Annotated in this window: 27 protein-coding genes and 1 other annotated feature; of the genes, 16 read left to right on the top strand and 11 right to left on the bottom strand. The window is 52.5% G+C overall.

Annotated elements, in window-relative coordinates; genetic code table 11:
- Positions 1 to 134, top strand: a 134-nt coding sequence (locus ACJHX7_RS13915; protein WP_001348715.1) for an IS1 family transposase, incomplete at its 5' end; no start/stop codon positions are given.
- 149 nt (positions 135 to 283) lie between these two features.
- On the opposite strand, the gene tnaC is transcribed toward ACJHX7_RS13915, so the two are convergent.
- From tnaC to ACJHX7_RS13880, 7 genes are all read right to left on the bottom strand, one after another.
- On the bottom strand, positions 284 to 358 hold the full coding sequence (gene tnaC, locus ACJHX7_RS13910) for a tryptophanase leader peptide (protein ID WP_001364348.1): 75 nt from the start codon (positions 356 to 358) through the stop codon (positions 284 to 286).
- 242 nt (positions 359 to 600) lie between these two features.
- Entirely contained in the window at positions 601 to 1965 is a 1365-nt protein-coding gene (gene mnmE / locus ACJHX7_RS13905; RefSeq protein WP_094030236.1) for a tRNA uridine-5-carboxymethylaminomethyl(34) synthesis GTPase MnmE, read from the bottom strand.
- A 105-nt stretch (positions 1966 to 2070) separates the two neighbouring features.
- A complete protein-coding gene (gene yidC, locus ACJHX7_RS13900; protein WP_000378258.1) occupies positions 2071 to 3717 on the bottom strand; it encodes a membrane protein insertase YidC in 1647 nt (548 codons plus the stop codon).
- 2 nt (positions 3718 to 3719) lie between these two features.
- Entirely contained in the window at positions 3720 to 3977 is a 258-nt protein-coding gene (gene yidD, locus ACJHX7_RS13895; protein ID WP_001307474.1) for a membrane protein insertion efficiency factor YidD, read from the bottom strand.
- Positions 3941 to 4300, bottom strand: coding sequence for a ribonuclease P protein component (gene rnpA / locus ACJHX7_RS13890; RefSeq protein ID WP_000239730.1), 360 nt, complete (start codon positions 4298 to 4300; stop codon positions 3941 to 3943). Before rnpA ends, yidD begins: the two co-directional genes overlap by 37 nt.
- Positions 4301 to 4316: 16 nt before the next feature.
- Complete coding sequence (rpmH, locus tag ACJHX7_RS13885; RefSeq protein ID WP_000831330.1) at positions 4317 to 4457, bottom strand: 50S ribosomal protein L34; 141 nt, start codon at positions 4455 to 4457, stop codon at positions 4317 to 4319.
- 229 nt (positions 4458 to 4686) lie between these two features.
- Positions 4687 to 4767, bottom strand: coding sequence for a hypothetical protein (locus ACJHX7_RS13880; RefSeq protein ID WP_122134670.1), 81 nt, complete (start codon positions 4765 to 4767; stop codon positions 4687 to 4689).
- Positions 4768 to 5063: 296 nt separating this feature from the next.
- Between ACJHX7_RS13880 and dnaA the strand changes: the two genes are divergently transcribed.
- The 6 genes from dnaA to yidA all read left to right on the top strand — a co-directional run bounded on the left by dnaA (position 5064) and on the right by yidA (position 12557).
- Positions 5064 to 6467, top strand: a complete 1404-nt coding sequence (gene dnaA / locus ACJHX7_RS13875) for a chromosomal replication initiator protein DnaA (protein WP_000059111.1) — start codon at positions 5064 to 5066, stop codon at positions 6465 to 6467.
- A gap of 4 nt (positions 6468 to 6471) precedes the next feature.
- Positions 6472 to 7572 (top strand): DNA polymerase III subunit beta, encoded by a 1101-nt coding sequence (dnaN, locus tag ACJHX7_RS13870; RefSeq protein ID WP_000673464.1) that lies wholly within the window; start codon positions 6472 to 6474, stop codon positions 7570 to 7572.
- Positions 7572 to 8645 (top strand): DNA replication/repair protein RecF, encoded by a 1074-nt coding sequence (gene recF, locus ACJHX7_RS13865; protein WP_000060112.1) that lies wholly within the window; start codon positions 7572 to 7574, stop codon positions 8643 to 8645. The genes dnaN and recF overlap by 1 nt, the downstream gene beginning before the upstream one ends.
- A 28-nt stretch (positions 8646 to 8673) precedes the next feature.
- Positions 8674 to 11088, top strand: coding sequence for a DNA topoisomerase (ATP-hydrolyzing) subunit B (gene gyrB / locus ACJHX7_RS13860; protein WP_094030237.1), 2415 nt, complete (start codon positions 8674 to 8676; stop codon positions 11086 to 11088).
- Between the two features lie 143 nt (positions 11089 to 11231).
- Complete coding sequence (locus tag ACJHX7_RS13855) at positions 11232 to 11630, top strand: YidB family protein (RefSeq protein WP_199773145.1); 399 nt, start codon at positions 11232 to 11234, stop codon at positions 11628 to 11630.
- Between the two features lie 114 nt (positions 11631 to 11744).
- Positions 11745 to 12557: a sugar-phosphatase gene (gene yidA, locus ACJHX7_RS13850; RefSeq protein WP_000985549.1), complete on the top strand. Its 813-nt coding sequence runs from the start codon at positions 11745 to 11747 to the stop codon at positions 12555 to 12557.
- A gap of 43 nt (positions 12558 to 12600) precedes the next feature.
- Here the strand turns inward: yidA and ACJHX7_RS13845 are convergent, their stop codons facing one another.
- Positions 12601 to 13257 carry a hypothetical protein gene (locus ACJHX7_RS13845; RefSeq protein WP_094030247.1) on the bottom strand — a complete coding sequence of 219 codons (657 nt, stop codon included), beginning with the start codon at positions 13255 to 13257 and terminating at the stop codon, positions 12601 to 12603.
- A gap of 277 nt (positions 13258 to 13534) precedes the next feature.
- On the opposite strand from ACJHX7_RS13845, the gene dgoR reads away from it, so the two are divergent.
- The 5 genes from dgoR to ACJHX7_RS13820 all read left to right on the top strand — a co-directional run bounded on the left by dgoR (position 13535) and on the right by ACJHX7_RS13820 (position 18257).
- Entirely contained in the window at positions 13535 to 14224 is a 690-nt protein-coding gene (gene dgoR, locus ACJHX7_RS13840) for a D-galactonate utilization transcriptional regulator DgoR (RefSeq protein WP_000174305.1), read from the top strand.
- On the top strand, positions 14221 to 15099 hold the full coding sequence (gene dgoK / locus ACJHX7_RS13835; RefSeq protein WP_000127063.1) for a 2-dehydro-3-deoxygalactonokinase: 879 nt from the start codon (positions 14221 to 14223) through the stop codon (positions 15097 to 15099). Before dgoR ends, dgoK begins: the two co-directional genes overlap by 4 nt.
- Entirely contained in the window at positions 15083 to 15700 is a 618-nt protein-coding gene (gene dgoA, locus ACJHX7_RS13830; RefSeq protein ID WP_001198727.1) for a 2-dehydro-3-deoxy-6-phosphogalactonate aldolase, read from the top strand. Before dgoK ends, dgoA begins: the two co-directional genes overlap by 17 nt.
- On the top strand, positions 15697 to 16845 hold the full coding sequence (gene dgoD / locus ACJHX7_RS13825) for a galactonate dehydratase (RefSeq protein ID WP_000705012.1): 1149 nt from the start codon (positions 15697 to 15699) through the stop codon (positions 16843 to 16845). Before dgoA ends, dgoD begins: the two co-directional genes overlap by 4 nt.
- Positions 16846 to 16919: 74 nt before the next feature.
- The gene (locus tag ACJHX7_RS13820) at positions 16920 to 18257 is read left to right on the top strand and encodes an MFS transporter (protein ID WP_000253455.1); all 1338 of its coding nucleotides are present in this window, start codon (positions 16920 to 16922) and stop codon (positions 18255 to 18257) included.
- On the opposite strand, the gene cbrA is transcribed toward ACJHX7_RS13820, so the two are convergent.
- A complete protein-coding gene (gene cbrA / locus ACJHX7_RS13815) occupies positions 18254 to 19318 on the bottom strand; it encodes a colicin M resistance lipid reductase CbrA (protein WP_094030248.1) in 1065 nt (354 codons plus the stop codon). The genes ACJHX7_RS13820 and cbrA overlap by 4 nt on opposite strands.
- A 100-nt stretch (positions 19319 to 19418) precedes the next feature.
- On the opposite strand from cbrA, the gene ACJHX7_RS13810 reads away from it, so the two are divergent.
- Positions 19419 to 20633 (top strand): DUF3748 domain-containing protein, encoded by a 1215-nt coding sequence (locus ACJHX7_RS13810; RefSeq protein WP_001572089.1) that lies wholly within the window; start codon positions 19419 to 19421, stop codon positions 20631 to 20633.
- A 1-nt stretch (position 20634) separates the two neighbouring features.
- Here the strand turns inward: ACJHX7_RS13810 and ACJHX7_RS13805 are convergent, their stop codons facing one another.
- Positions 20635 to 20967 carry a YceK/YidQ family lipoprotein gene (locus tag ACJHX7_RS13805; protein WP_000620888.1) on the bottom strand — a complete coding sequence of 111 codons (333 nt, stop codon included), beginning with the start codon at positions 20965 to 20967 and terminating at the stop codon, positions 20635 to 20637.
- A 239-nt stretch (positions 20968 to 21206) separates the two neighbouring features.
- Positions 21207 to 21279, top strand: a sequence feature (ROSE (Repression Of Heat Shock gene Expression) occurs in the 5'-region of heat shock genes and acts as an RNA thermometer to modulate expression.).
- Here ACJHX7_RS13805 and ibpA point away from each other — a divergent pair.
- The 3 genes from ibpA (at position 21273) to ACJHX7_RS13790 (ending at position 24083) form a co-directional block, all read left to right on the top strand.
- Entirely contained in the window at positions 21273 to 21686 is a 414-nt protein-coding gene (gene ibpA, locus ACJHX7_RS13800; RefSeq protein WP_001243437.1) for a small heat shock chaperone IbpA, read from the top strand. It overlaps the preceding feature by 7 nt.
- Before the next feature lie 111 nt (positions 21687 to 21797).
- Positions 21798 to 22226, top strand: a complete 429-nt coding sequence (gene ibpB, locus ACJHX7_RS13795) for a small heat shock chaperone IbpB (protein WP_001243431.1) — start codon at positions 21798 to 21800, stop codon at positions 22224 to 22226.
- A 195-nt stretch (positions 22227 to 22421) separates the two neighbouring features.
- On the top strand, positions 22422 to 24083 hold the full coding sequence (locus ACJHX7_RS13790) for a putative transporter (protein WP_001279763.1): 1662 nt from the start codon (positions 22422 to 22424) through the stop codon (positions 24081 to 24083).
- Here ACJHX7_RS13790 and ACJHX7_RS13785 read toward each other — a convergent pair.
- Positions 24080 to 24796: a GntR family transcriptional regulator gene (locus ACJHX7_RS13785; RefSeq protein WP_001300779.1), complete on the bottom strand. Its 717-nt coding sequence runs from the start codon at positions 24794 to 24796 to the stop codon at positions 24080 to 24082. The two genes, ACJHX7_RS13790 and ACJHX7_RS13785, sit on opposite strands and share 4 nt — an antisense overlap.
- Positions 24797 to 25050 lie beyond the last annotated feature (254 nt).

Genomic DNA, 25050 nt, shown 5'->3' with positions numbered 1-25050 from the left:
GAATTGAGCGGCATAACCTGAATCTGAGGCAGCACCTGGCACGGCTGGGACGGAAGTCGCTGTCGTTCTCAAAATCGGTGGAGCTGCATGACAAAGTCATCGGGCATTATCTGAACATAAAACACTATCAATAAGTTGGAGTCATTACCAGCACCATCATTTACTAAAACAAGTAAATAAATGAGAGATGAGCTTTGCAAAAGGCAAAATTAAGATATAGCAAACAAATAGATCACATTGAATCTAATCGGTTTGGCTCTGGTGATGGCTACAGAAGGGCAAATCAAGGGCGGTGATCGACAATCTTGTTGTCAATATTGAACCATTTTGAGGTCACACATATATGTAAGATATTCATAATGCACTTATCCTCGAAAGACACGAGGCTACAGTATAATACTCAAGAAATTTGTCTATTCTGAAATTGTTTAAATGTGAATCGAATCACAATCGTTCGGGAAGCAATATTAAATGCTTTTTTTAAAGATTATAAATTACGTAAGAATTTTAATGTTTAAAAAAAGGGTTGAGGAGTAACAGGAGTACTAACAATGAAGCGAAGCCGCATCTGACAGTCAGAATGCGGCTTCGCAAGCGCAGTTACTTACCAATACAGAAGCTGGAGAAAATCCGCCCAAGCAGATCGTCTGAAGTAAACTCCCCGGTGATTTCGCTTAAGTTCTGCTGCGCCAGGCGCAACTCTTCCGCCAGCAGTTCGCCTGCCCAGGCACCCAACAGTTGCGCTTTACCTTGCTGCAAATGCTCCGCTGCCTGTTCCAGCGCCTGTAAGTGGCGACGGCGCGCCAGGAAGCCGCCTTCCATGTTGGTGTCAAAGCCCATGCTCTGTTTGAGATGGTTACGCAGCACGTCCACGCCTTCGCCAGTCCTTGCCGAGAGACGAATCAACGCATGACCGTTCACTTCACTCATTCCCAGCGTTTCGCCGGTGATATCGGCTTTATTGCGCACCACGGTGATCGGCAGTTTCGCGGGCAGACGGGCGATAAATTCCGGCCAGATCTCTGCCGGATCAACGGCGTCTGTCGTGGTGCCATCGACCATAAACAGCACGCGGTCGGCCTGTTCAATTTCCTGCCACGCGCGCTCGATACCAATACGTTCTACTTCGTCACTGGCTTCACGTAGTCCGGCGGTATCGATGATATGCAGCGGCATTCCGTCAATGTGGATATGCTCACGCAGCACGTCACGCGTGGTTCCGGCGATATCGGTTACTATTGCCGCTTCACGGCCCGCCAGCGCGTTTAACAGGCTCGATTTACCGGCGTTAGGACGTCCAGCAATCACTACTTTCATCCCTTCGCGCAACAAACTACCCTGACGTGCTTCAGCACGCACTGCATCAAGATCGGCAATCACGTCATTGAGCTGGGCTTCAATTTTGCCGTCGGAGAGGAAATCGATCTCATCATCCGGGAAATCAATTGCCGCTTCGACGTAAATGCGCAAGTGGGTGAGGGCTTCCACCAGATGGTTGACCCGTGCGGAGAATGCGCCTTGCAGCGAGTTTAGCGCCGAACGGGCCGCCTGTTCCGAGCTGGCGTCGATAAGATCCGCAATCGCCTCGGCCTGGGCTAAGTCGAGTTTATCGTTCAGAAATGCGCGTTCGGAAAACTCACCAGGGCGGGCAATCCGCAGGCCGGGAATGGTCAGAATGCGTTTTAACAGCAGGTCGAGGATCACCGGACCGCCATGACCTTGCAGTTCCAGCACATCTTCGCCGGTGAACGAGTTCGGGCCAGGGAACCATAGCGCAATCCCCTGATCGAGCACGCTGCCGTCGGCGTCTTTAAACGGAAGATAATCGGCGTAGCGCGGCTTTGGCAGTTTACCCAGCACGGTTTCGGCAACCTCACGGGCTTTGAGGCCGGAGATGCGCAGGATGCCAACGCCGCCACGTCCCGGAGGCGTGGCCTGGGCTACGATAGTGTCATTATCGCTCATGATGTTCCTGTTGCTTTGTGTGGCGGATGCGCGGTGCTTATCCGCCCTACGAAAAGAAAAAAGGCGGTCAACTGACCGCCCTTATTTTAGCGAAAACTCACCGAATCAGGATTTTTTCTTCTCGCGGCTATGCAGGCCACGTTTTTCCAGACCACGGTAAATCAGCTGCTGCTGAATAATGGTTACCAGGTTGCTGACGATATAGTACAGCACCAGACCTGACGGGAACCACAGGAAGAACACGGTGAAGATGACCGGCATAAAGGTCATGATCTTCTGCTGCATCGGGTCGGTCACGGTGGTCGGCGACATCTTCTGAATGAAGAACATCGTTACGCCCATCAGGATCGGCAGGATGTAGTACGGGTCCTGTGCAGACAGGTCGTGGATCCACAGTGCAAACGGTGCCTGACGCAGTTCAACGGAACCCATCAGCATGTAGTACAACGCCAGGAAGATTGGCATCTGGATCAGCAGCGGGAAGCAGCCGCCCAGCGGGTTAACCTTCTCAGCTTTGTACAGCGCCATCATTTCCTGACTGATACGCTGTTTGTCATCGCCCAGACGCTCACGCATTGCCTGAATCTTCGGCTGCAGCATACGCATCTTCGCCATGGAGGTGTACTGCGCTTTGGTCAGCGGGTACATGATGCCACGAACGATAAAGGTGATGATGATAATGGAGAAGCCCCAGTTACCCACAAAGCTATGGATCCATTTCAGCAGTTTGAACAGCGGCTGAGAGATGAACCACAACCAACCGTAATCAACGGTCAGATCCAGGTGCGGAGCAACAGCTGCCATTTTGTCCTGGATTTCCGGGCCAACCCACAGGGTGCTGTTCATCGCGCCAGTCTGACCTGGCTGAACCAGTACCGGCTGAGATTTATAGCCGATAGCGGCGATGCCATTACCCAGATTAGCGGTGTAGAAGTTGTTGGTACCGTCGTTATGCGGGATCCACGCCGTCGCGAAATACTGTTGCAGCATCGCCACCCAACCACCTTTCGAAGAGATGTTCAGGTTTTCGTTATCGGCAATGGTATCGAACTTATATTTCTCGTACTTCTCGTCAGGCGTGGAGTACGCCGCGCCACGGAAGGTGTGCAGTGCGAAGTTGCTGCTTCCGGTATCGAGATGCGGTGGCAGAGTGATGGATTGCTTCAACTGACCAAAGGTGGAGATTTCCAGCGGTTTCTCGCCAGCGTTCTGCACGTTGTAGTTGACGTTGACAGCGTAATCACCACGTTTCAGGACAAACGTTTTGGTAAACGTGTTGCCTGCCGCGTCGGTATACGTCATCGGCACCTGCAGTTCGTTTTGACCTTCAGCCAGCACATAAGCGTCTTTTTCAACGTTATACAGCGGACGCGGGCCGTTAGCCGGGTTATCCGGGCCATCACGACCGGTCAGACCGCTCTGTGCCTGATAAATAAACTGCGGTGAAGTTTCCAGCAGCTGGAACGGCTGGGTAGAGTTCAGCTCTTTCGGGTAAGCAGGCAGCAGAGCTTGCTCAACATCACCACCACGGGTGTTGATGGTCAGATCAAGCACGTCGGTCTTAACCGAGATCAGTTTCCCCTGGCCACTGGCCGGTACGCCCTGGTCGGCGGCGCTACCCGCTGCGGTGGTCGTTGTCTGCGTGGTCTGTTGGGCCTGAGGTTGCGGGTTTTTATCCTGCTCCCAGGCTTGCCAGATCATGAAAGACACGAACAGCAAAGCGATGACTAAAAGATTGCGTTGCGAATCCATCGTTAGTGTTCTCTGGTATCAAATGGTCCGGGCGGGACGGGATCGTCACCACCAGGGTGTAAAGGGTGGCATTTTAATACGCGTTTCACCGTCAACCAACTGCCTTTTATCACTCCAAACCTGCGCAATGCCTCAATTCCGTAGCTTGAACAGGTTGGAGTGAAACGACAATGCGGCCCGAGTAGCGGACTAATCAGGCGTTGATAGACCCGAATGAGGGCTATCAGGACCCGCGAGCCAGGCGACAGTGGCGGCGCCATAATTTTTCCAACGCTTCCGAGAGAGCACGGTTATCGAGGTCGGCAACCCCTTTTTTCGCCACCACCACGAAATCCATAGCCGGGAGTTCATGTTGGCGCAGACGGAAGCTTTCACGCGTCAGACGTTTAATCCGATTGCGTTCATGGGCGCGTCGAACGTTTTTCTTGGCGACTGTAAGACCGATACGGGGATGCCCCAGCGAATTCAGGCGGCCGAGAATGGTAATTTGCGGCGTGCCAGCCCGTTGTGGCTGCTGGAAGACGAATGTGAATTGACTGGGAGTTAACAAGCGTAACTCCCTGGGAAATGCGAGCTTAACCACTCAGGGGTTAGCTTTATTACTTAGAAACGGTCAGACGAGCGCGGCCTTTAGCACGACGACGTGCCAGAACCTGACGACCATTTTTAGTAGCCATACGAGCACGGAAGCCGTGAGAACGGTTGCGCTTCAGTACAGACGGTTGAAAAGTGCGTTTCATGGCGATTTCTACCTAAACTTGAATAAATTCAATGGCTTTATTGGATATCCGCCGAAAAATGAAACGATGGACACCGAAGCCATGGGTGATTAAAGAGGCCGGATTGTAATAATTGTACACTCCGGAGTCAATTCTCTTTCCTTATTTACCGCGCTTTTCCGCACCTTTTCGCGGGGAAAACGTACGGCCTCACACCAGTGAAAACCAGCATGGCGCGCCGGGTGGAGGATTATACGGGCTGACGGGTAAAGCGCAAGGATCGTCCTGGATCTTTATTAGATCGATTAAGCCAATTTTTGTCTATGGTCATTAAATTTTCCAATATGCGGCGTAAATCGTGCCCGGCCCGCGGCAGGATCGTTTACACTTAGCGAGTTCTGGAAAGTCCTGTGGATAAATCGGGAAAATCTGTGAGAAACAGAAGATCTCTTGCGCAGTTTAGGCTATGATCCGCGGTCCCGATCGTTTTGCAGGATCTTGATCGGGCATATAACCGCAGACAGCGGTTCGTGCGTCACCCTCATGCAGGGTCTTTTCGACGTACGTCAACAATCATGAATGTTTCAGCCTTAGTCATTATCGACTTTTGTTCGAGTGGAGTCCGCCGTGTCACTTTCGCTTTGGCAGCAGTGTCTTGCCCGATTGCAGGATGAGTTACCAGCCACAGAATTCAGTATGTGGATACGCCCATTGCAGGCGGAACTGAGCGATAACACGCTGGCCCTGTACGCGCCAAACCGTTTTGTCCTCGATTGGGTACGGGACAAGTACCTTAATAATATCAATGGACTGCTAACCAGTTTCTGCGGAGCGGATGCCCCACAGCTGCGTTTTGAAGTCGGCACCAAACCGGTGACGCAAACGCCACAAGCGGCAGTGACGAGCAACGTCGCGGCCCCTGCACAGGTGGCGCAAACGCAGCCGCAACGTGCTGCGCCTTCTACGCGCTCGGGTTGGGATAACGTCCCGGCTCCGGCAGAACCGACCTATCGTTCTAACGTAAACGTCAAACACACGTTTGATAACTTCGTTGAAGGTAAATCTAACCAACTGGCGCGCGCGGCGGCTCGCCAGGTGGCAGATAACCCTGGCGGTGCTTATAACCCGTTGTTCCTTTATGGCGGCACGGGTCTGGGTAAAACTCACCTGCTGCATGCGGTGGGTAACGGCATTATGGCGCGCAAGCCGAATGCCAAAGTGGTTTATATGCACTCCGAGCGCTTTGTTCAGGACATGGTTAAAGCCCTGCAAAACAACGCGATCGAAGAGTTTAAACGCTACTACCGTTCCGTAGATGCACTGCTGATCGACGATATTCAGTTTTTTGCTAATAAAGAACGATCTCAGGAAGAGTTTTTCCACACCTTCAACGCCCTGCTGGAAGGTAATCAACAGATCATTCTCACCTCCGATCGCTATCCGAAAGAGATCAACGGCGTTGAGGATCGTTTGAAATCCCGCTTCGGCTGGGGACTGACTGTGGCGATCGAACCGCCAGAGCTGGAAACCCGCGTGGCGATCCTGATGAAAAAGGCCGACGAAAACGACATTCGTTTGCCGGGCGAAGTGGCGTTCTTTATCGCCAAGCGTCTACGATCTAACGTACGTGAGCTGGAAGGCGCGCTGAACCGCGTTATTGCTAACGCCAACTTTACCGGACGTGCGATCACCATCGACTTCGTGCGTGAGGCGCTGCGCGACTTGCTGGCATTGCAGGAAAAACTGGTCACCATCGACAATATTCAGAAGACGGTGGCGGAGTACTACAAGATCAAAGTCGCGGATCTCCTTTCCAAGCGTCGATCCCGCTCGGTGGCGCGTCCGCGCCAGATGGCGATGGCGCTGGCGAAAGAACTGACTAACCACAGTCTGCCGGAGATTGGCGATGCGTTTGGTGGCCGTGACCACACGACGGTGCTTCATGCCTGCCGTAAGATCGAGCAGCTGCGTGAAGAGAGCCACGATATCAAAGAAGATTTTTCCAATTTAATCAGAACATTGTCATCGTAAACCTATGAAATTTACCGTAGAACGTGAGCATTTATTAAAACCGCTACAACAGGTGAGCGGGCCGTTAGGTGGTCGTCCTACGCTACCGATTCTCGGTAATCTGCTGTTACAGGTTGCTGACGGTACGTTGTCGCTGACCGGTACTGATCTCGAGATGGAAATGGTGGCACGCGTTGCGCTGGTTCAGCCACACGAACCAGGGGCGACGACCGTTCCAGCGCGCAAATTCTTTGATATCTGCCGTGGTCTGCCTGAAGGCGCGGAAATTGCCGTGCAGCTGGAAGGTGAGCGGATGCTGGTGCGCTCCGGGCGTAGCCGTTTTTCGCTGTCTACCCTGCCAGCGGCGGATTTCCCGAATCTTGATGACTGGCAGAGCGAAGTCGAATTTACCCTGCCGCAGGCGACGATGAAGCGTCTGATTGAAGCGACCCAGTTTTCTATGGCGCATCAGGACGTTCGCTATTACTTAAACGGTATGCTGTTCGAAACTGAAGGTGAAGAACTGCGCACCGTGGCGACCGATGGTCACCGTCTGGCGGTCTGTTCAATGCCAATTGGTCAATCTTTGCCAAGCCATTCGGTGATCGTGCCGCGTAAAGGCGTGATTGAACTGATGCGTATGCTCGACGGTGGCGACAATCCGCTGCGCGTGCAGATTGGCAGCAACAACATTCGCGCCCACGTTGGCGACTTTATCTTCACCTCGAAACTGGTGGATGGTCGCTTCCCGGATTACCGCCGCGTTCTGCCGAAGAACCCGGACAAGCATCTGGAAGCTGGCTGTGATCTGCTCAAGCAGGCGTTTGCCCGTGCGGCAATTCTCTCTAACGAGAAATTCCGCGGCGTGCGTCTGTATGTCAGCGAAAACCAGCTGAAAATCACCGCCAACAACCCGGAACAGGAAGAAGCGGAAGAGATCCTCGACGTTACCTATAGCGGTGCGGAGATGGAAATCGGCTTCAACGTCAGCTATGTGCTGGATGTTCTGAACGCGCTGAAATGCGAAAACGTCCGCATGATGCTGACCGATTCGGTTTCCAGCGTGCAGATTGAAGATGCCGCATCACAGTCGGCTGCCTATGTTGTCATGCCAATGAGACTGTAATGTCCCTCACCCGCTTGTTGATCCGCGATTTCCGCAATATCGAAACCGCGGATCTCGCTTTATCTCCCGGCTTTAACTTTCTGGTAGGTGCCAACGGTAGTGGCAAAACCAGCGTGCTGGAAGCCATCTATACGCTCGGCCACGGTCGGGCGTTTCGCAGTTTGCAGATTGGTCGCGTCATTCGCCACGAGCAGGAGGCGTTTGTTCTCCACGGGCGTTTGCAGGGCGAAGAGCGCGAGACGGCGATTGGCTTAACCAAAGACAAACAGGGCGACAGCAAAGTCCGTATTGACGGTACTGACGGGCATAAGGTTGCGGAGCTGGCGCACCTGATGCCAATGCAGCTGATAACGCCAGAAGGGTTTACTTTACTCAACGGCGGCCCCAAATACAGAAGAGCCTTCCTCGACTGGGGATGCTTTCACAACGAACCCGGATTTTTCACCGCCTGGAGCAATCTCAAGCGATTGCTCAAGCAGCGCAATGCGGCGCTGCGCCAGGTGACTCGTTACGAACAGCTACGTCCGTGGGATAAAGAACTGATCCCGCTGGCGGAGCAAATCAGCACCTGGCGCGCGGAGTATAGCGCCGGTATCGCGGCTGATATGGCCGATACCTGCAAGCAATTTCTCCCTGAGTTTTCTCTGACTTTCTCTTTCCAGCGCGGCTGGGAGAAAGAGACAGAATATGCTGAGGTGCTGGAACGTAATTTTGAACGCGATCGCCAGCTAACCTACACCGCGCATGGCCCGCATAAAGCGGACTTACGCATTCGCGCCGACGGTGCGCCGGTGGAAGATACCTTATCGCGTGGGCAGCTTAAGCTGCTGATGTGCGCCTTACGTCTGGCGCAAGGAGAGTTCCTCACCCGTGAAAGCGGGCGGCGGTGTCTCTACCTGATAGATGATTTTGCCTCTGAGCTTGATGATGAGCGTCGCGGGCTGCTTGCCAGCCGCTTAAAAGCGACGCAATCACAGGTCTTTGTCAGCGCGATCAGTGCTGAACACGTTATAGACATGTCGGACGAAAATTCGAAGATGTTTACCGTGGAAAAGGGTAAAATAACGGATTAACCCAAGTATAAATGAGCGAGAAACGTTGATGTCGAATTCTTATGACTCCTCCAGTATCAAAGTCCTGAAAGGGCTGGATGCGGTGCGTAAGCGCCCGGGTATGTATATCGGCGACACGGATGACGGCACCGGTCTGCACCACATGGTATTCGAGGTGGTAGATAACGCTATCGACGAAGCGCTCGCGGGTCACTGTAAAGAAATTATCGTCACCATTCACGCCGATAACTCTGTCTCTGTACAGGATGACGGGCGCGGTATTCCGACCGGTATTCACCCGGAAGAGGGCGTATCGGCGGCGGAAGTGATCATGACCGTTCTGCACGCAGGCGGTAAATTTGACGATAACTCCTATAAAGTGTCCGGCGGTCTGCACGGCGTTGGTGTTTCGGTAGTAAACGCCCTGTCGCAAAAACTGGAGCTGGTTATCCAGCGCGAGGGTAAAATTCACCGTCAGATCTACGAACACGGTGTACCGCAGGCTCCGCTGGCGGTTACCGGCGAGACTGAAAAAACCGGCACCATGGTGCGTTTCTGGCCAAGCCTCGAAACCTTCACCAATGTGACCGAATTCGAATATGACATTCTGGCGAAACGCCTGCGTGAGTTGTCGTTCCTCAACTCTGGCGTTTCCATTCGTCTGCGCGACAAGCGCGACGGCAAAGAAGACCACTTCCACTATGAAGGCGGTATCAAGGCGTTCGTTGAATATCTGAACAAAAACAAAACGCCGATCCACCCGAACATCTTCTACTTCTCCACCGAAAAAGACGGTATCGGCGTTGAAGTTGCATTGCAGTGGAATGATGGCTTCCAGGAAAACATCTACTGCTTTACCAACAACATTCCGCAGCGTGATGGCGGTACGCACCTGGCAGGCTTCCGTGCGGCGATGACCCGTACCCTGAACGCCTACATGGACAAAGAAGGCTACAGCAAAAAAGCCAAAGTCAGCGCCACCGGTGACGATGCGCGTGAAGGCCTGATTGCGGTCGTTTCCGTGAAAGTGCCGGACCCGAAATTCTCCTCTCAGACCAAAGACAAACTGGTTTCTTCTGAGGTGAAATCGGCGGTTGAACAGCAGATGAACGAACTGCTGGCAGAATACCTGCTGGAAAACCCAACCGACGCGAAAATCGTAGTTGGCAAAATTATCGATGCTGCTCGTGCCCGTGAAGCTGCGCGTCGCGCTCGTGAAATGACCCGTCGTAAAGGTGCGCTGGATTTAGCGGGCCTGCCGGGTAAACTGGCGGACTGTCAGGAACGCGACCCGGCGCTCTCTGAACTGTACCTGGTGGAAGGGGACTCCGCGGGCGGCTCTGCGAAGCAGGGGCGTAACCGCAAGAACCAGGCGATTCTGCCGCTGAAGGGGAAAATCCTCAACGTCGAGAAAGCGCGCTTCGATAAGATGCTCTCTTCTCAGGAAGTGGCGACGCTGATCACCGCGCTTGGTTGTGGTATCGGTCGTGACGAGTACAACCCGGACAAACTGCGTTACCACAGCATCATCATCATGACCGATGCGGATGTCGACGGCTCGCACATTCGTACGCTGCTGTTGACCTTCTTCTATCGTCAGATGCCGGAAATCGTTGAACGCGGTCACGTCTACATCGCTCAGCCGCCGCTGTACAAAGTGAAGAAAGGTAAGCAGGAACAGTACATTAAAGACGACGAAGCGATGGATCAGTACCAGATCTCTATCGCGCTGGATGGCGCAACGCTGCACACCAACGCCAGTGCACCGGCGCTGGCTGGCGAAGCGTTAGAGAAACTGGTGTCTGAGTACAACGCGACGCAGAAAATGATCAACCGCATGGAGCGTCGTTATCCGAAAGCAATGCTGAAAGAGCTTATCTATCAGCCGACGCTGACGGAAACCGACCTTTCTGACGAGCAAACCGTTACCCGTTGGGTGAACGCCCTGGTCAGCGAACTGAACGACAAAGAACAGCACGGCAGCCAGTGGAAGTTTGATGTCCACACCAATGCTGATCAAAACCTGTTTGAACCGATTGTTCGCGTGCGTACCCACGGTGTGGATACTGACTATCCGCTGGATCACGAGTTTATCACCGGCGGCGAATATCGTCGTATCTGCACGCTGGGCGAGAAACTGCGTGGCTTGCTGGAAGAAGATGCGTATATCGAACGTGGCGAGCGTCGTCAGCCGGTAGCCAGCTTCGAGCAGGCGCTGGACTGGCTGGTGAAAGAGTCCCGTCGCGGCCTCTCCATCCAGCGTTATAAAGGTCTGGGCGAGATGAACCCGGAACAGCTGTGGGAAACCACCATGGACCCGGAAAGCCGTCGTATGCTGCGCGTTACCGTTAAAGATGCGATTGCTGCCGATCAGTTGTTCACCACGCTGATGGGTGATGCCGTTGAACCGCGCCGTGCGTTTATCGAAGAGAACGCCCTGAAAGCGGCGAATATCGATATTTAATGGCTTTTTGTTGCTGATAAAATGACTTAGTCGTCAGTCCGGGCGGAGATCATCTCCGCCCTTTTTATTTCTGCAATCCGCAATTATCATCCCGCAGATCTATACTTTTTGGGTCAACACGTAACGCTTTACAGGTGATTATCATGGGGCTTTTTGATGAAGTTGTCGGTGCCTTTCTGAAAGGCGATGCGGGGAAATATCAGGCGATTTTGAGCTGGGTTGAGGAGCAGAGCGGCATTCAGGTGCTGCTGGAAAAACTGCAAAGTGGCGGTTTAGGTGCCATTCTCTCAACCTGGCTGAGTAATCAACAGGGCAACCAACCAGTTAGCGGCGAGCAACTGGAATCAGCGCTCGGCACAAATGCGGTGTTCGATCTCGGGCAAAAACTGGGCGTGGATACCAGTACAGCTTCCAGTTTACTGGCAGAACAATTGCCGAAGATTATTGATGCACTCTCACCGCAAGGTGAAGTGTCAGCACAAGCCAATAACGATCTGCTTTCCGCAGGCATGGAACTGCTGAAAGGGAAACTCTTCCGCTAAGCAAATGGGGAGCATGCAACCCGCATTGCATCCCCCTTTTCCCTCGGGTGTTGTACTGATTTTTGAGCGGAATCGCGTTAGCATGGGTCAGGAACCAATCTACCTGGGGAACTCATGGCTATCAAACTCATTGCTATCGATATGGATGGCACCCTTCTGCTGCCCGATCACACCATTTCACCCGCTGTTAAAAATGCGATTGCCGCAGCTCGCGCCCGTGGCGTGAATGTCGTGCTGACGACGGGTCGCCCTTATGCAGGTGTTCACAATTACCTGAAAGAGCTGCATATGGAACAGCCGGGCGACTACTGCATTACTTATAACGGCGCGCTGGTACAGAAGGCCGCTGATGGTAGCACCGTGGCGCAAACCGCTCTCAGCTATGACGACTACCGTTTCCTGGAAAAACTCTCTCGCGAAGTTGGTTCTCATTTCCACGCCCTGGACCGCACCACGCTGTACACTGCCAACCGAGATATCAGCTACTACACTGTGCATGAATCTTTCGTTGCCACCATTCCGCTGGTGTTCTGCGAAGCGGAGAAAATGGACCCCAATACCCAGTTCCTGAAAGTGATGATGATTGATGAACCCGCCATCCTCGACCAGGCCATTGCGCGTATTCCGCAGGAAGTGAAAGAAAAATACACCGTGCTGAAAAGTGCGCCGTACTTCCTCGAAATCCTCGATAAACGCGTTAACAAAGGTACGGGTGTGAAATCACTGGCCGACGTGTTAGGTATTAAACCGGAAGAAATCATGGCGATTGGCGATCAGGAAAACGACATCGCAATGATTGAATATGCAGGCGTCGGTGTGGCGATGGATAACGCTATTCCTTCGGTGAAAGAAGTGGCGAACTTTGTCACCAAATCCAACCTTGAAGATGGCGTGGCATTTGCTATTGAGAAGTATGTGCTGAATTAATCAGTGAACGGGCAAACGGCATAAATGCGTTTGCCCGCAGCGATTAACAATTTCTGGTCGTGCATAAAATCAGGAACTGGAGTGGTGACGTTACTATATCCAGCGTAAGAGTGACTGGTAGCAGCGCATTAACGAGGCCGCGCGGGACGCCATCTGTTGCTTTGTACTTATAAAATCCCACCGTAAAGGGTTGATGGAAAACCATCACGTTTGAGTAATCCGCTTTTTTATTTTTCTGGTGGATAGAGCCTTTCAGGCCGTCAAGTGCCCAGGTACAACGCTGGGTATTACAAATAAAACCATATTGTGTCGCCAGTGCTTTATCTTCCTCATTATCCCAGTCGTAATAGAGCGTTATTGAACCAGAAAAATTAGTATCACTGCTGCTTAAAATAAATTTCGCGTTATCAGAAACGGTGATTCTTTCACCATGAATTGCCGGATCGTTTAGCATTTTAACCACCTCACCGCCGCCGGTGGTCAACAGATAGTCCAACGATTCACCAACAAAAACATAGCCTTTCGTACCGTTACTATCTTCTGCCAGCGATAAACCCGTAATCGTGTCTGACCGCCATTGCTCGGCATGTGGACGGCTTGCAGTATTGGAAACCAATCCCCAGGTGATACATCCGGTCAACGCAAATGCCAATGAACACAAACCGGCAGCCTTAAAAAATCCCTTAAAATTCAACTTCATGATTAATCCTTTAAACGAGTAACTAAGCCGTTGAAAGCATACTCTTCTTTCCCTCCTGTTTAGCGCCTGTTCTCCCTTTTCAGATTTCTGCCCGACGCATGTCATTTTTTTATGCATTGTTCTTTTTGTGATCTAAATTGTAGTACAACAATATAATTTTGTACTACATTACGCACACGGCAAACGCGAACGTCATCACGCTGGTACTACAAAGTTGCCGCGTTATGCATCGATCGGGGTAAAGTAGAGAAGAACATACAGAGCACAAGGACTCTCCATGACTCTCAATAAAACCGATCGCATTGTCATTACGCTGGGTAAACAGATCGTTCACGGCAAATACGTGCCAGGCTCGCCGCTTCCGGCCGAAGCGGAGCTCTGTGAAGAGTTTGCAACCTCGCGCAACATCATCCGTGAGGTGTTCCGTTCGCTGATGGCGAAGCGGCTGATTGAAATGAAACGTTATCGCGGGGCGTTTGTGGCTCCGCGTAACCAGTGGAATTACCTCGACACTGACGTACTGCAATGGGTGCTGGAAAACGACTATGACCCACGGCTTATCAGTGCAATGAGCGAAGTGCGAAACCTGGTAGAGCCGGCGATTGCCCGTTGGGCAGCAGAGCGCGCGACTTCCAGCGATCTGGCGCAGATTGAATCGGCGCTGAACGAGATGATTGCCAACAATCAGGACCGCGAAGCGTTTAACGAAGCGGATATTCGCTACCACGAGGCGGTGCTGCAGTCGGTGCATAACCCAGTGTTACAGCAACTTAGCATTGCGATCAGTTCGTTGCAGCGGGCGGTTTTTGAACGAACCTGGATGGGCGATGAGGCCAACATGCCGCAAACGCTCCAGGAACATAAGGCGCTGTTCGATGCAATACGGCATCAGGACGGCGATGCGGCAGAGCAGGCGGCGCTTACCATGATCGCCAGCTCGACACGAAGGTTAAAGGAAATCACATGACAGCTCGCTACATCGCAATTGACTGGGGATCGACCAATCTGCGCGCCTGGCTTTATCAGGGCGACCACTGCCTGGACAGCAGGCAATCAGAAGCAGGCGTCACGCGTCTGAACGGAAAATCTCCGGCTGCGGTGCTAGCGGAAGTGACGACCGACTGGCGTGAAGAGAATACGCCAGTGGTGATGGCAGGAATGGTCGGCAGCAATGTCGGCTGGAAAGTTGCACCGTATTTATCTGTTCCTGCCCGTTTTTCATCTATTGGCGAACAATTAACGTCGGTTGGCGACAATATCTGGATTATTCCCGGATTATGCGTCTCTCATGACGATAACCACAATGTGATGCGCGGCGAAGAAACACAATTGATCGGCGCGCGTGCTCTCGCTCCTTCCTCTCTTTATGTTATGCCTGGTACCCATTGCAAATGGGTGCAGGCCGATAGCCAGCAAATCAACGATTTTCGAACCGTAATGACCGGTGAATTACATCATTTACTGTTAAATCACTCATTGATTGGCGCAGGTTTGCCGCCGCAGGAAAACGCTGCCGATGCCTTCGCGGCTGGCCTTGAGCGTGGCCTTAATGCGCCCGCCATATTGCCGCAGCTTTTTGAAGTTCGCGCCTCGCATGTGCTGGGAACACTTCCCCGCGAACAGGTCAGTGAATTTCTCTCTGGTTTGTTGATTGGCGCAGAGGTTGCCAGTATGCGCGACTATGTGACTCATCAACACGCCATCACCCTTGTCGCCGGAACATCGCTGACCGCGCGCTACCAGCAAGCCTTTCAGGCGATGGGTTGCGACGTGGCGGCGGTAGCGGGCGACACGGCATTTCAGGCTGGTATAAGGAGCATCGCTCATGCAGTGGCAAACTAAACTCCCGCTGATCGCCATTTTGCGCGGCATTACGCCCGACGAGGCGCTGGCGCATGTTGGCGCGGTGATTGACGCCGGGTTCGACGCGGTTGAAATCCCGCTGAATTCCCCACAATGGGAGCAGAGCATTCCCGCCATCGTTGATGCGTATGGCGACAAGGCGTTGATTGGCGCAGGTACGGTACTGAAACCTGAACAGGTCGATGTGCTCGCCAGGATGGGCTGCCAGCTCATCGTTACGCCCAATATCCATAGTGAAGTGATCCGCCGTGCGGTGGGCTACGGCATGACCGTTTGCCCCGGCTGCGCGACGGCGACCGAAGCCTTTACCGCGCTCGACGCGGGCGCTCAGGCGCTGAAAATATTTCCGTCATCGGCTTTTGGTCCGCAATACATCAAAGCGTTAAAAGCGGTATTACCACCGGACATCGCAGTCTTTGCCGTTGGCGGCGTGACGCCAGAAAACCTGGCGCAGTGGATAGACGCAGGTTGTGCAGGGGCAGGCTTAGGCAGCGATCTCTATCGCGCCGGGCAGTCCGTAGAACGCACCGCGCAGCAGGCAGCAGCATTTGTTAAGGCGTATCGAGAGGCAGTGCAATGAAAATCACCAAAATTACCACGTATCGTTTACCTCCCCGCTGGATGTTCCTGAAAATTGAAACCGATGAAGGCGTGGTCGGCTGGGGCGAGCCCGTGATTGAAGGCCGCGCTCGCACTGTGGAAGCGGCAGTCCACGAGCTGAGTGACTATTTGATTGGTCAGGACCCGTCACGCATCAACGACTTATGGCAAGTGATGTATCGCGCCGGATTTTATCGTGGCGGTCCGATTCTGATGAGTGCCATCGCCGGTATCGACCAGGCGTTATGGGATATCAAAGGCAAAGTGCTGAATGCGCCGGTGTGGCAACTGATGGGCGGCCTGGTTCGCGACAAAATTAAAGCCTACAGTTGGGTCGGCGGCGATCGTCCGGCGGATGTTATCGACGGCATTAAAACCCTGCGCGAAATCGGCTTCGATACCTTCAAACTGAACGGTTGTGAAGAACTGGGGCTAATTGATAACTCCCGCGCGGTAGATGCGGCAGTCAACACCGTGGCACAAATTCGTGAAGCTTTTGGCAATCAGATTGAGTTTGGTCTTGATTTCCATGGTCGCGTCAGCGCGCCGATGGCGAAAGTGCTGATTAAAGAGCTGGAACCGTATCGTCCGCTGTTTATTGAAGAGCCGGTGCTGGCGGAACAGGCCGAATACTACCCGAAACTGGCGGCACAAACACATATTCCTCTGGCGGCGGGTGAACGCATGTTCTCACGCTTCGATTTTAAACGCGTGCTGGAGGCGGGCGGTATTTCGATTCTGCAACCCGATCTTTCTCACGCAGGTGGTATTACCGAATGCTACAAAATTGCCGGAATGGCAGAAGCCTATGACGTGACCCTTGCGCCGCACTGTCCGCTCGGCCCGATTGCACTGGCGGCTTGCCTGCATATCGACTTTGTTTCCTATAACGCGGTACTTCAGGAACAAAGTATGGGCATTCATTACAACAAAGGCGCGGAGTTACTCGACTTTGTGAAAAATAAAGAAGACTTCAGCATGGTCGGCGGCTTCTTTAAACCATTAACGAAACCGGGCTTAGGCGTGGAAATCGACGAAGCCAAAGTTATTGAGTTCAGTAAAAATGCCCCGGACTGGCGTAATCCGCTCTGGCGTCATGAAGATAACAGCGTAGCAGAGTGGTAATTCCTGCCACGTAAGCCCCTCATCGGGCACTAAAACAGCAATACAAAAATATAACCCTCTGTAAATTACAGGGCATGGTGAGCGGCTTCGCTATGCCCAAAATCTGGAGAAAGCTCGCTATGGATATTCCCGTTAATGCAGCAAAGCCGGGGCGTCGGCGTTATCTGACGCTGGTGATGATCTTTATTACGGTGGTCATTTGTTATGTTGACCGCGCTAACCTGGCCGTGGCTTCCGCCCATATTCAGGAAGAGTTCGGTATTACGAAAGCGGAAATGGGCTATGTATTTTCGGCCTTCGCCTGGCTTTATACGCTATGTCAGATCCCCGGCGGTTGGTTTTTAGATCGCGTAGGTTCACGCGTGACTTATTTTATTGCGATATTTGGCTGGTCAGTGGCGACGTTATTCCAGGGCTTTGCCACGGGCTTAATGTCATTAATTGGTCTGCGCGCGATAACCGGTATTTTCGAAGCGCCCGCGTTCCCGACCAATAACCGGATGGTGACCAGCTGGTTCCCGGAACATGAACGCGCTTCCGCCGTTGGTTTTTATACGTCTGGTCAGTTTGTCGGTCTGGCGTTTCTGACTCCGCTGCTGATCTGGATTCAGGAAATGTTGAGCTGGCACTGGGTGTTCATTGTCACCGGTGGTATCGGCATTATCTGGTCGCTGATTTGGTTTAAGGTTTATCAGCCGCCGCGCCTGACTAAAGGCATCAGCAAAGCTGAACTGGATTACATTCGTGATGGCGGCGGTCTGGTGGATGGCGATGCGCCGGTGAAAAAAGAGGCGCGTCAGCCGTTAACAGCCAAAGACTGGAAACTGGTGTTCCATCGTAAACTGATCGGTGTCTATCTTGGGCAATTTGCGGTGGCTTCTACACTGTGGTTTTTCTTAACCTGGTTCCCGAACTATTTAACCCAGGAAAAAGGAATCACGGCGCTGAAAGCAGGCTTTATGACCACGGTGCCGTTCCTCGCGGCGTTTGTCGGCGTTCTGCTCTCTGGCTGGGTCGCGGATCTGCTGGTACGTAAGGGCTTTTCACTGGGCTTTGCGCGTAAAACGCCGATTATCTGCGGCTTGCTGATCTCCACCTGCATTATGGGCGCTAACTACACTAACGATCCGATGATGATTATGTGCCTGATGGCGCTGGCATTCTTCGGCAACGGTTTTGCTTCGATTACCTGGTCGCTGGTCTCTTCTCTGGCACCGATGCGCCTGATTGGTTTAACCGGCGGCGTGTTTAACTTTGCCGGTGGTTTGGGCGGCATCACCGTTCCGCTGGTGGTGGGGTACCTGGCGCAGGGTTACGGTTTCGCGCCTGCACTGGTTTATATCTCCGCCGTCGCGTTGATTGGCGCGCTCTCTTACATCCTGCTGGTGGGCGATGTGAAGCGCGTTGGCTAATCTTTCAACTGTGGAATATGCGCCACACCACTGCGCATAATCCACTTTCTTAAAGCCGGTGCGGTCAGGCATCGGCTTTTGACTATCTTGCCATAGAGCTTTAAACGCAGTTTGCGGGTGGCGCGCCAGTAGGCGGCGTTGATCTTCTCCGGCTGCTTCAGTAACACCGAACGCAGAATCTCTGCGCTATCCAGCGCATAGCTAATCCCCTCCAGCGAGCTGGCGCTGATAAATCCCGCCGCTTCACCAATCAGAAAGGCATTGTCCTTACCGCAGACAAAATCCTGCCAGCGTGAGGGAAACAACACGGTACATTTCTCACTTTTCACCGCTTTGCCAAACTGGAACTGAAAGGCGTTCATTTTCTCTTTCAGCGTCGTGAAACGCGTCTGACCGTCTTTCATGGGATAGGCACCGCCAAAGATAAAATAACCGTCTTTGCTGATACTCCATGAGTAACAGTCAGTTATCGCATTATCAAAGATGCAGGAGTAGAACGGCACCGGATGTTTCTCTGCGAACCACTGCTGGATAGCGACATATTTACGAATTTGATGATCCGGGTAGAGATGTCGCCGCACCATCGAGTTTGCGCCATCGGCACCGACCAGATAGCGGGCAGTAATATGCTGCTCCCAACCGTCTGCACGAAAAATGACATGCCATTTATCATCCTCACGCCAGATTTTTCGGCACAGGCTGTCGTGGTAAACCTCAACGCTGGCGGGGATCAGCGATTTCATCCACAAGTCGAAAGCATGGCGATTAATATTGATATAGCTTCGCTGGTAGTTACGCGTGAGCGATGCGGCGACGTCGACAGTTTTGACGCTGAAAATCTGTGGATTGGCGATCACATCGACAGGAAGCGTCAGTCCATCGCGAATAAAAGATCGCTGCGCGTCCGGTGCCAGCAGACCGCCGCAGGGTTTGCTGAAACCTTCAGTACCACACTGGTGCTTTTTATCCAGCGCGATCACCTGCATTTTGCTGGCTAACGTTCGTGCCAACACCGACCCTGCCGGGCCGAGGCCAATAATCGCCACGTCGAAATGTTCCATCTTTTCACTCACATTCATCACGATGGCGAAAGACTATTGTCTGAAAGTGAAGTCCTTGTGAAGTATGATGGCGGGACCCGTTTTGTATCAGGACCGCGCCATGAAACAGATAACCTTTGCTCCCCGTAATCACCTGCTCACCAATACCAATACCTGGACGCCCGACAGCCAGTGGCTGGTATTTGACGTGCGTCCTTCTGGCGCGTCGTTTACCGGCGAGACCATTGAGCGTGTGAATATCCATACCGGCGAGGTCGAGGTTATCTATCGCGCGTCACAGGGCGCGTACGTCGGCGTGGTGACCGTTCATCCTAAGTCAGAGAAATATGTTTTCATCCACGGCCCGGAAAATCCTGATGAAACATGGTATTACGACTTCCATCATCGGCGTGGAGTGATTGTTGAAGGCGGCAAGGTGAGCAATCTCGATGCAATGGATATTACCGCGCCGTACACCCCAGGAGCACTGCGCGGCGGCAGCCATGTGCATGTCTTTAGCCCGAACGGTGAAAGGGTGAGCTTTACCTATAACGACCATGTAATGCATCAACTCGATTCGGCGCTGGATTTGCGAAACGTCGGCGTGGCTGCACCGTTTGGCCCGGTCAACGTACAAAAGCAGCATCCGCGTGAATACAGCGGTAGCCACTGGTGCGTGCTGGTGAGTAAAACCACGCCCACGCCGCAGCCTGGCAGCGATGAAATCAATCGTGCTTATGAAGAAGGATGGGTAGGAAATCACGCGCTGGCGTTTATTGGCGACACACTTTCGCCAAAGGGCGAGAAAGTGCCGGAGCTATTTATCGTTGAGTTACCGCAAGATGAAGCTGGCTGGAAAGCGGCAGGTGATGCGCCGTTAAGTGGAACGGAAACAACCCTGCCCGCGCCACCGCGTGGCGTCGTGCAGCGACGTTTAACCTTTACCCACCATCGGGCTTATCCGGGGTTAGTCAACGTCCCGCGCCACTGGGTGCGCTGTAATCCGCAGGGTACGCAAATCGCGTTTTTAATGCGTGATGATAACGGCATTGTGCAACTGTGGCTTATCTCGCCACAGGGCGGCGAGCCGCGCCAGTTAACCCATAACAAAACGGATATTCAGTCTGCATTTAACTGGCATCCGTCAGGAGAATGGTTGGGCTTTGTGCTGGATAATCGAATTGCTTGCGCCCATGCGCAAAGCGGCGAGGTTGAGTATTTAACCGAAAACCACGCCAATCCACCTTCTGCGGACGCCGTGGTCTTCTCGCCGGATGGTCAATGGCTGGCGTGGATGGAAGGCGGCCAGCTGTGGATCACCGAAACTGATCGCTAAATCAGTTATCCGGCATTCTGGCCGGTGGAATAACCGCATTGGTGGCTTGCGCGTTGGCTTCGCTTTTTTCAACGCGTGAGCGCACCGAGCTGTCTTTGCGGAACACATCCCACGGCAGTAAAAGCGTGTCCATCACAGCGGTAAACGGCATATCGAGAATCGCCAGCGACTTAGTGCCCCAGTTGGTTTCATCGTCGCCAATCATGGTGGCGCTGGCGCGGGTGCCGGGATACGTTCCTTCTTTCCCCCCGGTATGGGACATCACGCTGGAGCATCCTCCGAGTAATGTCATTCCGCTGCATATCATGAACGCTAACAACACATTTCTTATCATAATAAATTCATCTGTTGATCGTGGGTGTTGGCCTGATGAGTTATAGCGATCCCTTGCTGAAAATAACATCATCATTACGTCGCACTGTGGCGGCTATCGCACTTTAACGTTTCGTGCTGCCCCCTCAGTCTATGCAATAGACCATAAACTGCAAAAAAAAGTCCGCTGATAAGGCTTGAAAAGTTCATTTCCAGACCCATTTTTACATCGTAGCCGATGAGGACGCGCCTGATGGGTGTTCTGGCTACCTGACCTGTCCATTGTGGAAGGTCTTACATTCTCGCTGATTTCAGGAGCTATTGATTATGCGTAACTTTGATTTATCCCCGCTTTACCGTTCTGCTATTGGATTTGACCGTTTGTTTAACCACTTAGAAAACAACCAGAGCCAGAGTAATGGCGGCTACCCTCCGTATAACGTTGAACTGGTAGACGAAAACCATTACCGCATTGCTATCGCTGTGGCTGGTTTTGCTGAGAGCGAACTGGAAATTACCGCCCAGGATAATCTGCTGGTGGTGAAAGGTGCTCACGCCGACGAACAAAAAGAGCGCACCTATCTGTACCAGGGCATCGCTGAACGTAACTTTGAACGCAAATTCCAGTTAGCTGAGAACATTCATGTTCGTGGTGCTAACCTGGTGAATGGTCTGCTGTATATCGATCTTGAACGCGTGATTCCGGAAGCGAAAAAACCGCGCCGTATCGAAATCAACTAATTCCTTAAGGCCGCCTGGCGCGGCCTGACATCTCCATGCTCGCCGTCAGGGAGCATATGCGAATCTTCGGATTTGCAGGTACTTACTCGCTTCTTAGAAGGAGAAATGACTATGCGTAACTTCGATTTATCCCCACTGATGCGTCAATGGATCGGTTTTGACAAACTGGCCAACGCACTGCAAAACGCCGGTGAAAGCCAGAGCTTCCCGCCGTACAACATTGAGAAAAGCGACGATAACCACTACCGCATTACCCTTGCGCTGGCTGGTTTTCGTCAGGAAGATTTAGAGATTCAACTGGAAGGTACGCGCCTGAGCGTAAAAGGCACGCCGGAGCAGCCAAAAGAAGAGAAAAAATGGCTGCATCAAGGGCTTATGAATCAGCCATTTAGCCTGAGCTTTACGCTGGCTGAAAATATGGAAGTCTCTGGTGCAACCTTCGTAAACGGTTTACTGCATATTGATTTAATTCGTAATGAGCCTGAACCCATCGCAGCGCAGCGTATCGCTATCAGCGAACGTCCCGCGTTAAATAGCTAACTAGCTATTCTCTTTGCCCCGCCATTCTGGTGGGGCTTTTTTTGTCTTTCTTCTTCAACAATGCGTTAAATTTCGCCTGTTTAAGATATTTCGGCACGTTCTTTCCCGTGATAATGTGCGCTATGAGGCAAATCTGCTTCACCGATTCAGCCATAATCCGTAGCAATTAAAATGTTATCTCAAGAGAAATGGACGATGAGTGATATAGCATTAACGGTCAGTATTCTGGCTTTGGTGGCAGTCGTCGGTTTGTTTATCGGCAACGTCAAATTTCGCGGCATAGGATTAGGTATTGGCGGCGTGCTGTTTGGTGGGATCATCGTCGGCCATTTTGTTTCTCAGGCGGGGATGACATTAAGTAGCGATATGCTGCATGTTATTCAGGAATTTGGCCTGATCCTGTTCGTTTATACCATCGGGATTCAGGTAGGGCCGGGCTTCTTTGCCTCATTGCGCGTCTCCGGATTACGCCTCAACCTGTTTGCTGTTCTGATCGTCATCATCGGGGGTCTGGTTACCGCCATCCTGCATAAACTGTTTGATATTCCACTGCCGGTAGTGCTGGGGATTTTCTCCGGTGCGGTAACCAATACGCCAGCGCTGGGGGCAGGGCAGCAGATCTTGCGCGACCTGGGTACACCAATGGAAATGGTCGATCAGATGGGGATGAGTTACGCGATGGCGTATCCATTCGGTATTTGCGGGATTTTGTTCACCATGTGGATGTTGCGGGTTATTTTCCGCGTCAATGTCGAGACAGAAGCCCAGCAGCACGAGTCTTCACGCACCAATGGCGGCGCGCTGATCAGGACTATCAATATTCGCGTTGAGAACCCTAACCTGCATGATTTAGCCATTAAAGATGTACCGATTCTCAACGGGGACAAAATTATCTGTTCGCGTCTGAAACGAGAAGAAACCCTAAAAGTACCTTCGCCTGATACCATTATCCAACTGGGCGATTTGCTGCATCTGGTGGGGCAGCCAGCGGATTTACATAATGCGCAACTGGTGATTGGTCAGGAGGTCGATACCTCGCTGTCCACGAAAGGCACTGATTTACGCGTCGAGCGTGTGGTGGTCACCAATGAAAACGTGCTCGGAAAGCGTATTCGCGATCTGCACTTTAAAGAACGCTATGACGTTGTTATTTCGCGTCTGAACCGTGCTGGGGTCGAACTGGTCGCCAGTGGTGATATCAGCCTGCAGTTCGGCGATATCCTCAACCTGGTGGGGCGTCCGTCCGCAATTGATGCCGTTGCCAATGTGCTGGGGAATGCGCAGCAAAAACTGCAACAGGTTCAGATGTTGCCAGTGTTTATTGGTATCGGGCTTGGCGTATTGTTAGGTTCTATTCCCGTCTTTGTGCCGGGATTTCCGGCCGCGTTGAAACTGGGGCTGGCGGGCGGTCCGCTGATTATGGCGTTGATTCTCGGGCGTATCGGCAGTATCGGCAAGCTGTACTGGTTTATGCCGCCAAGTGCCAACCTCGCGCTGCGGGAGCTGGGGATCGTGCTGTTCCTCTCGGTCGTTGGTCTGAAATCTGGTGGGGATTTTGTGAATACCCTGGTCAATGGCGAAGGGCTAAGCTGGATTGGTTATGGTGCGCTGATCACCGCCGTTCCGCTGATTACTGTTGGCATTCTGGCGCGGATGTTAGCCAAAATGAATTACCTGACCATGTGCGGGATGCTGGCTGGCTCCATGACCGATCCACCGGCGCTGGCGTTTGCTAATAATCTTCATCCAACGAGCGGTGCGGCGGCACTCTCTTACGCCACTGTCTATCCGTTGGTGATGTTCCTGCGCATTATCACCCCCCAATTACTGGCGGTGCTCTTCTGGAGTATCGGTTAACTCTTCTCCGGGTGGAGTCGCCGTAAATGGTACTCCACCTGGTATTCACTGGCATTTCTGAACATTACTGAATAATTCAAAAACTCCCCGCTCTCGCTATATGACAACGAGGTGATCCGCAGCAGTGGCGTGTGTTCCGCTACCTTCATTTGCCGCGCCAGTAGTCTATCGGCGAGCACCGGCGTCAGGCTTTCATAATTACCGCCAATCAGAATCCCGCACTCTTGTTCAATATATTCAAACTTCGACCCTTCAAGATGTTGCAGCGATAGGTTGCGGAACAGTTTTACCGGCATATAGCTGTCTTCCAGCATCAGCGGTTTCCCTTCCACAAAACGAACGCGACGGGAGAAGTAGATCTGCTCGTTGATTTGAATCCGTAACTGGCTGGCAATGGCCGGAGGCGCAGGCATGATTTCAAAAATCAGCACCTGGCTGGTGACCGTTTTTCCCTGGCGTTTTAACACCTCCACCAGCCCGGTCAGGCTGGCGGTTTGATGCAGTACATCTTTGCGCACCAGGTAAGTGCCGCTACCGTGGCGGCGGACCACCAGCCCCCACGCTACCAGCAGGTCAATGGCTTTACGGATGGTCATCCGCGATACCGCAAACTCTTCCGCCAGCTTTTTTTCACCGGGAAGAAGGCTGTTTAGCGTGAAATCTGCGGAATTAAGTCGAATTCTTAACCGCTCCGCAATGCTTTTGTAGATCATCTCTAGATCTCTTTTTTGCCTGCAAGCCCGGGTAATGCGCCCACAAGTTCTGCTTAATCGATTGAAAAAACATCTTTTTTTTAAAGATGTGTTCGTTGCTGTGTACCAGTGCTCACAGATGTCTACTTTTTTGCGAAAACGTAGATCTCTACCGCCCAACGAAAAGCATGAAAGCGATCACGAATCCCATTGGGTCGTCATGTTCTGCCGATCGCATCTTCCTATCCTCGCTCCAGGCCTGCCGCATAACCAAT

Origin of the sequence: Escherichia sp. WS1451, assembly GCF_046487365.1 — a bacterium.
In the GTDB taxonomy this organism is placed as follows: Bacteria; Pseudomonadota; Gammaproteobacteria; order Enterobacterales; family Enterobacteriaceae; genus Escherichia; species Escherichia coli.
This window is presented reverse-complemented; position numbering and strand designations above follow the sequence as displayed.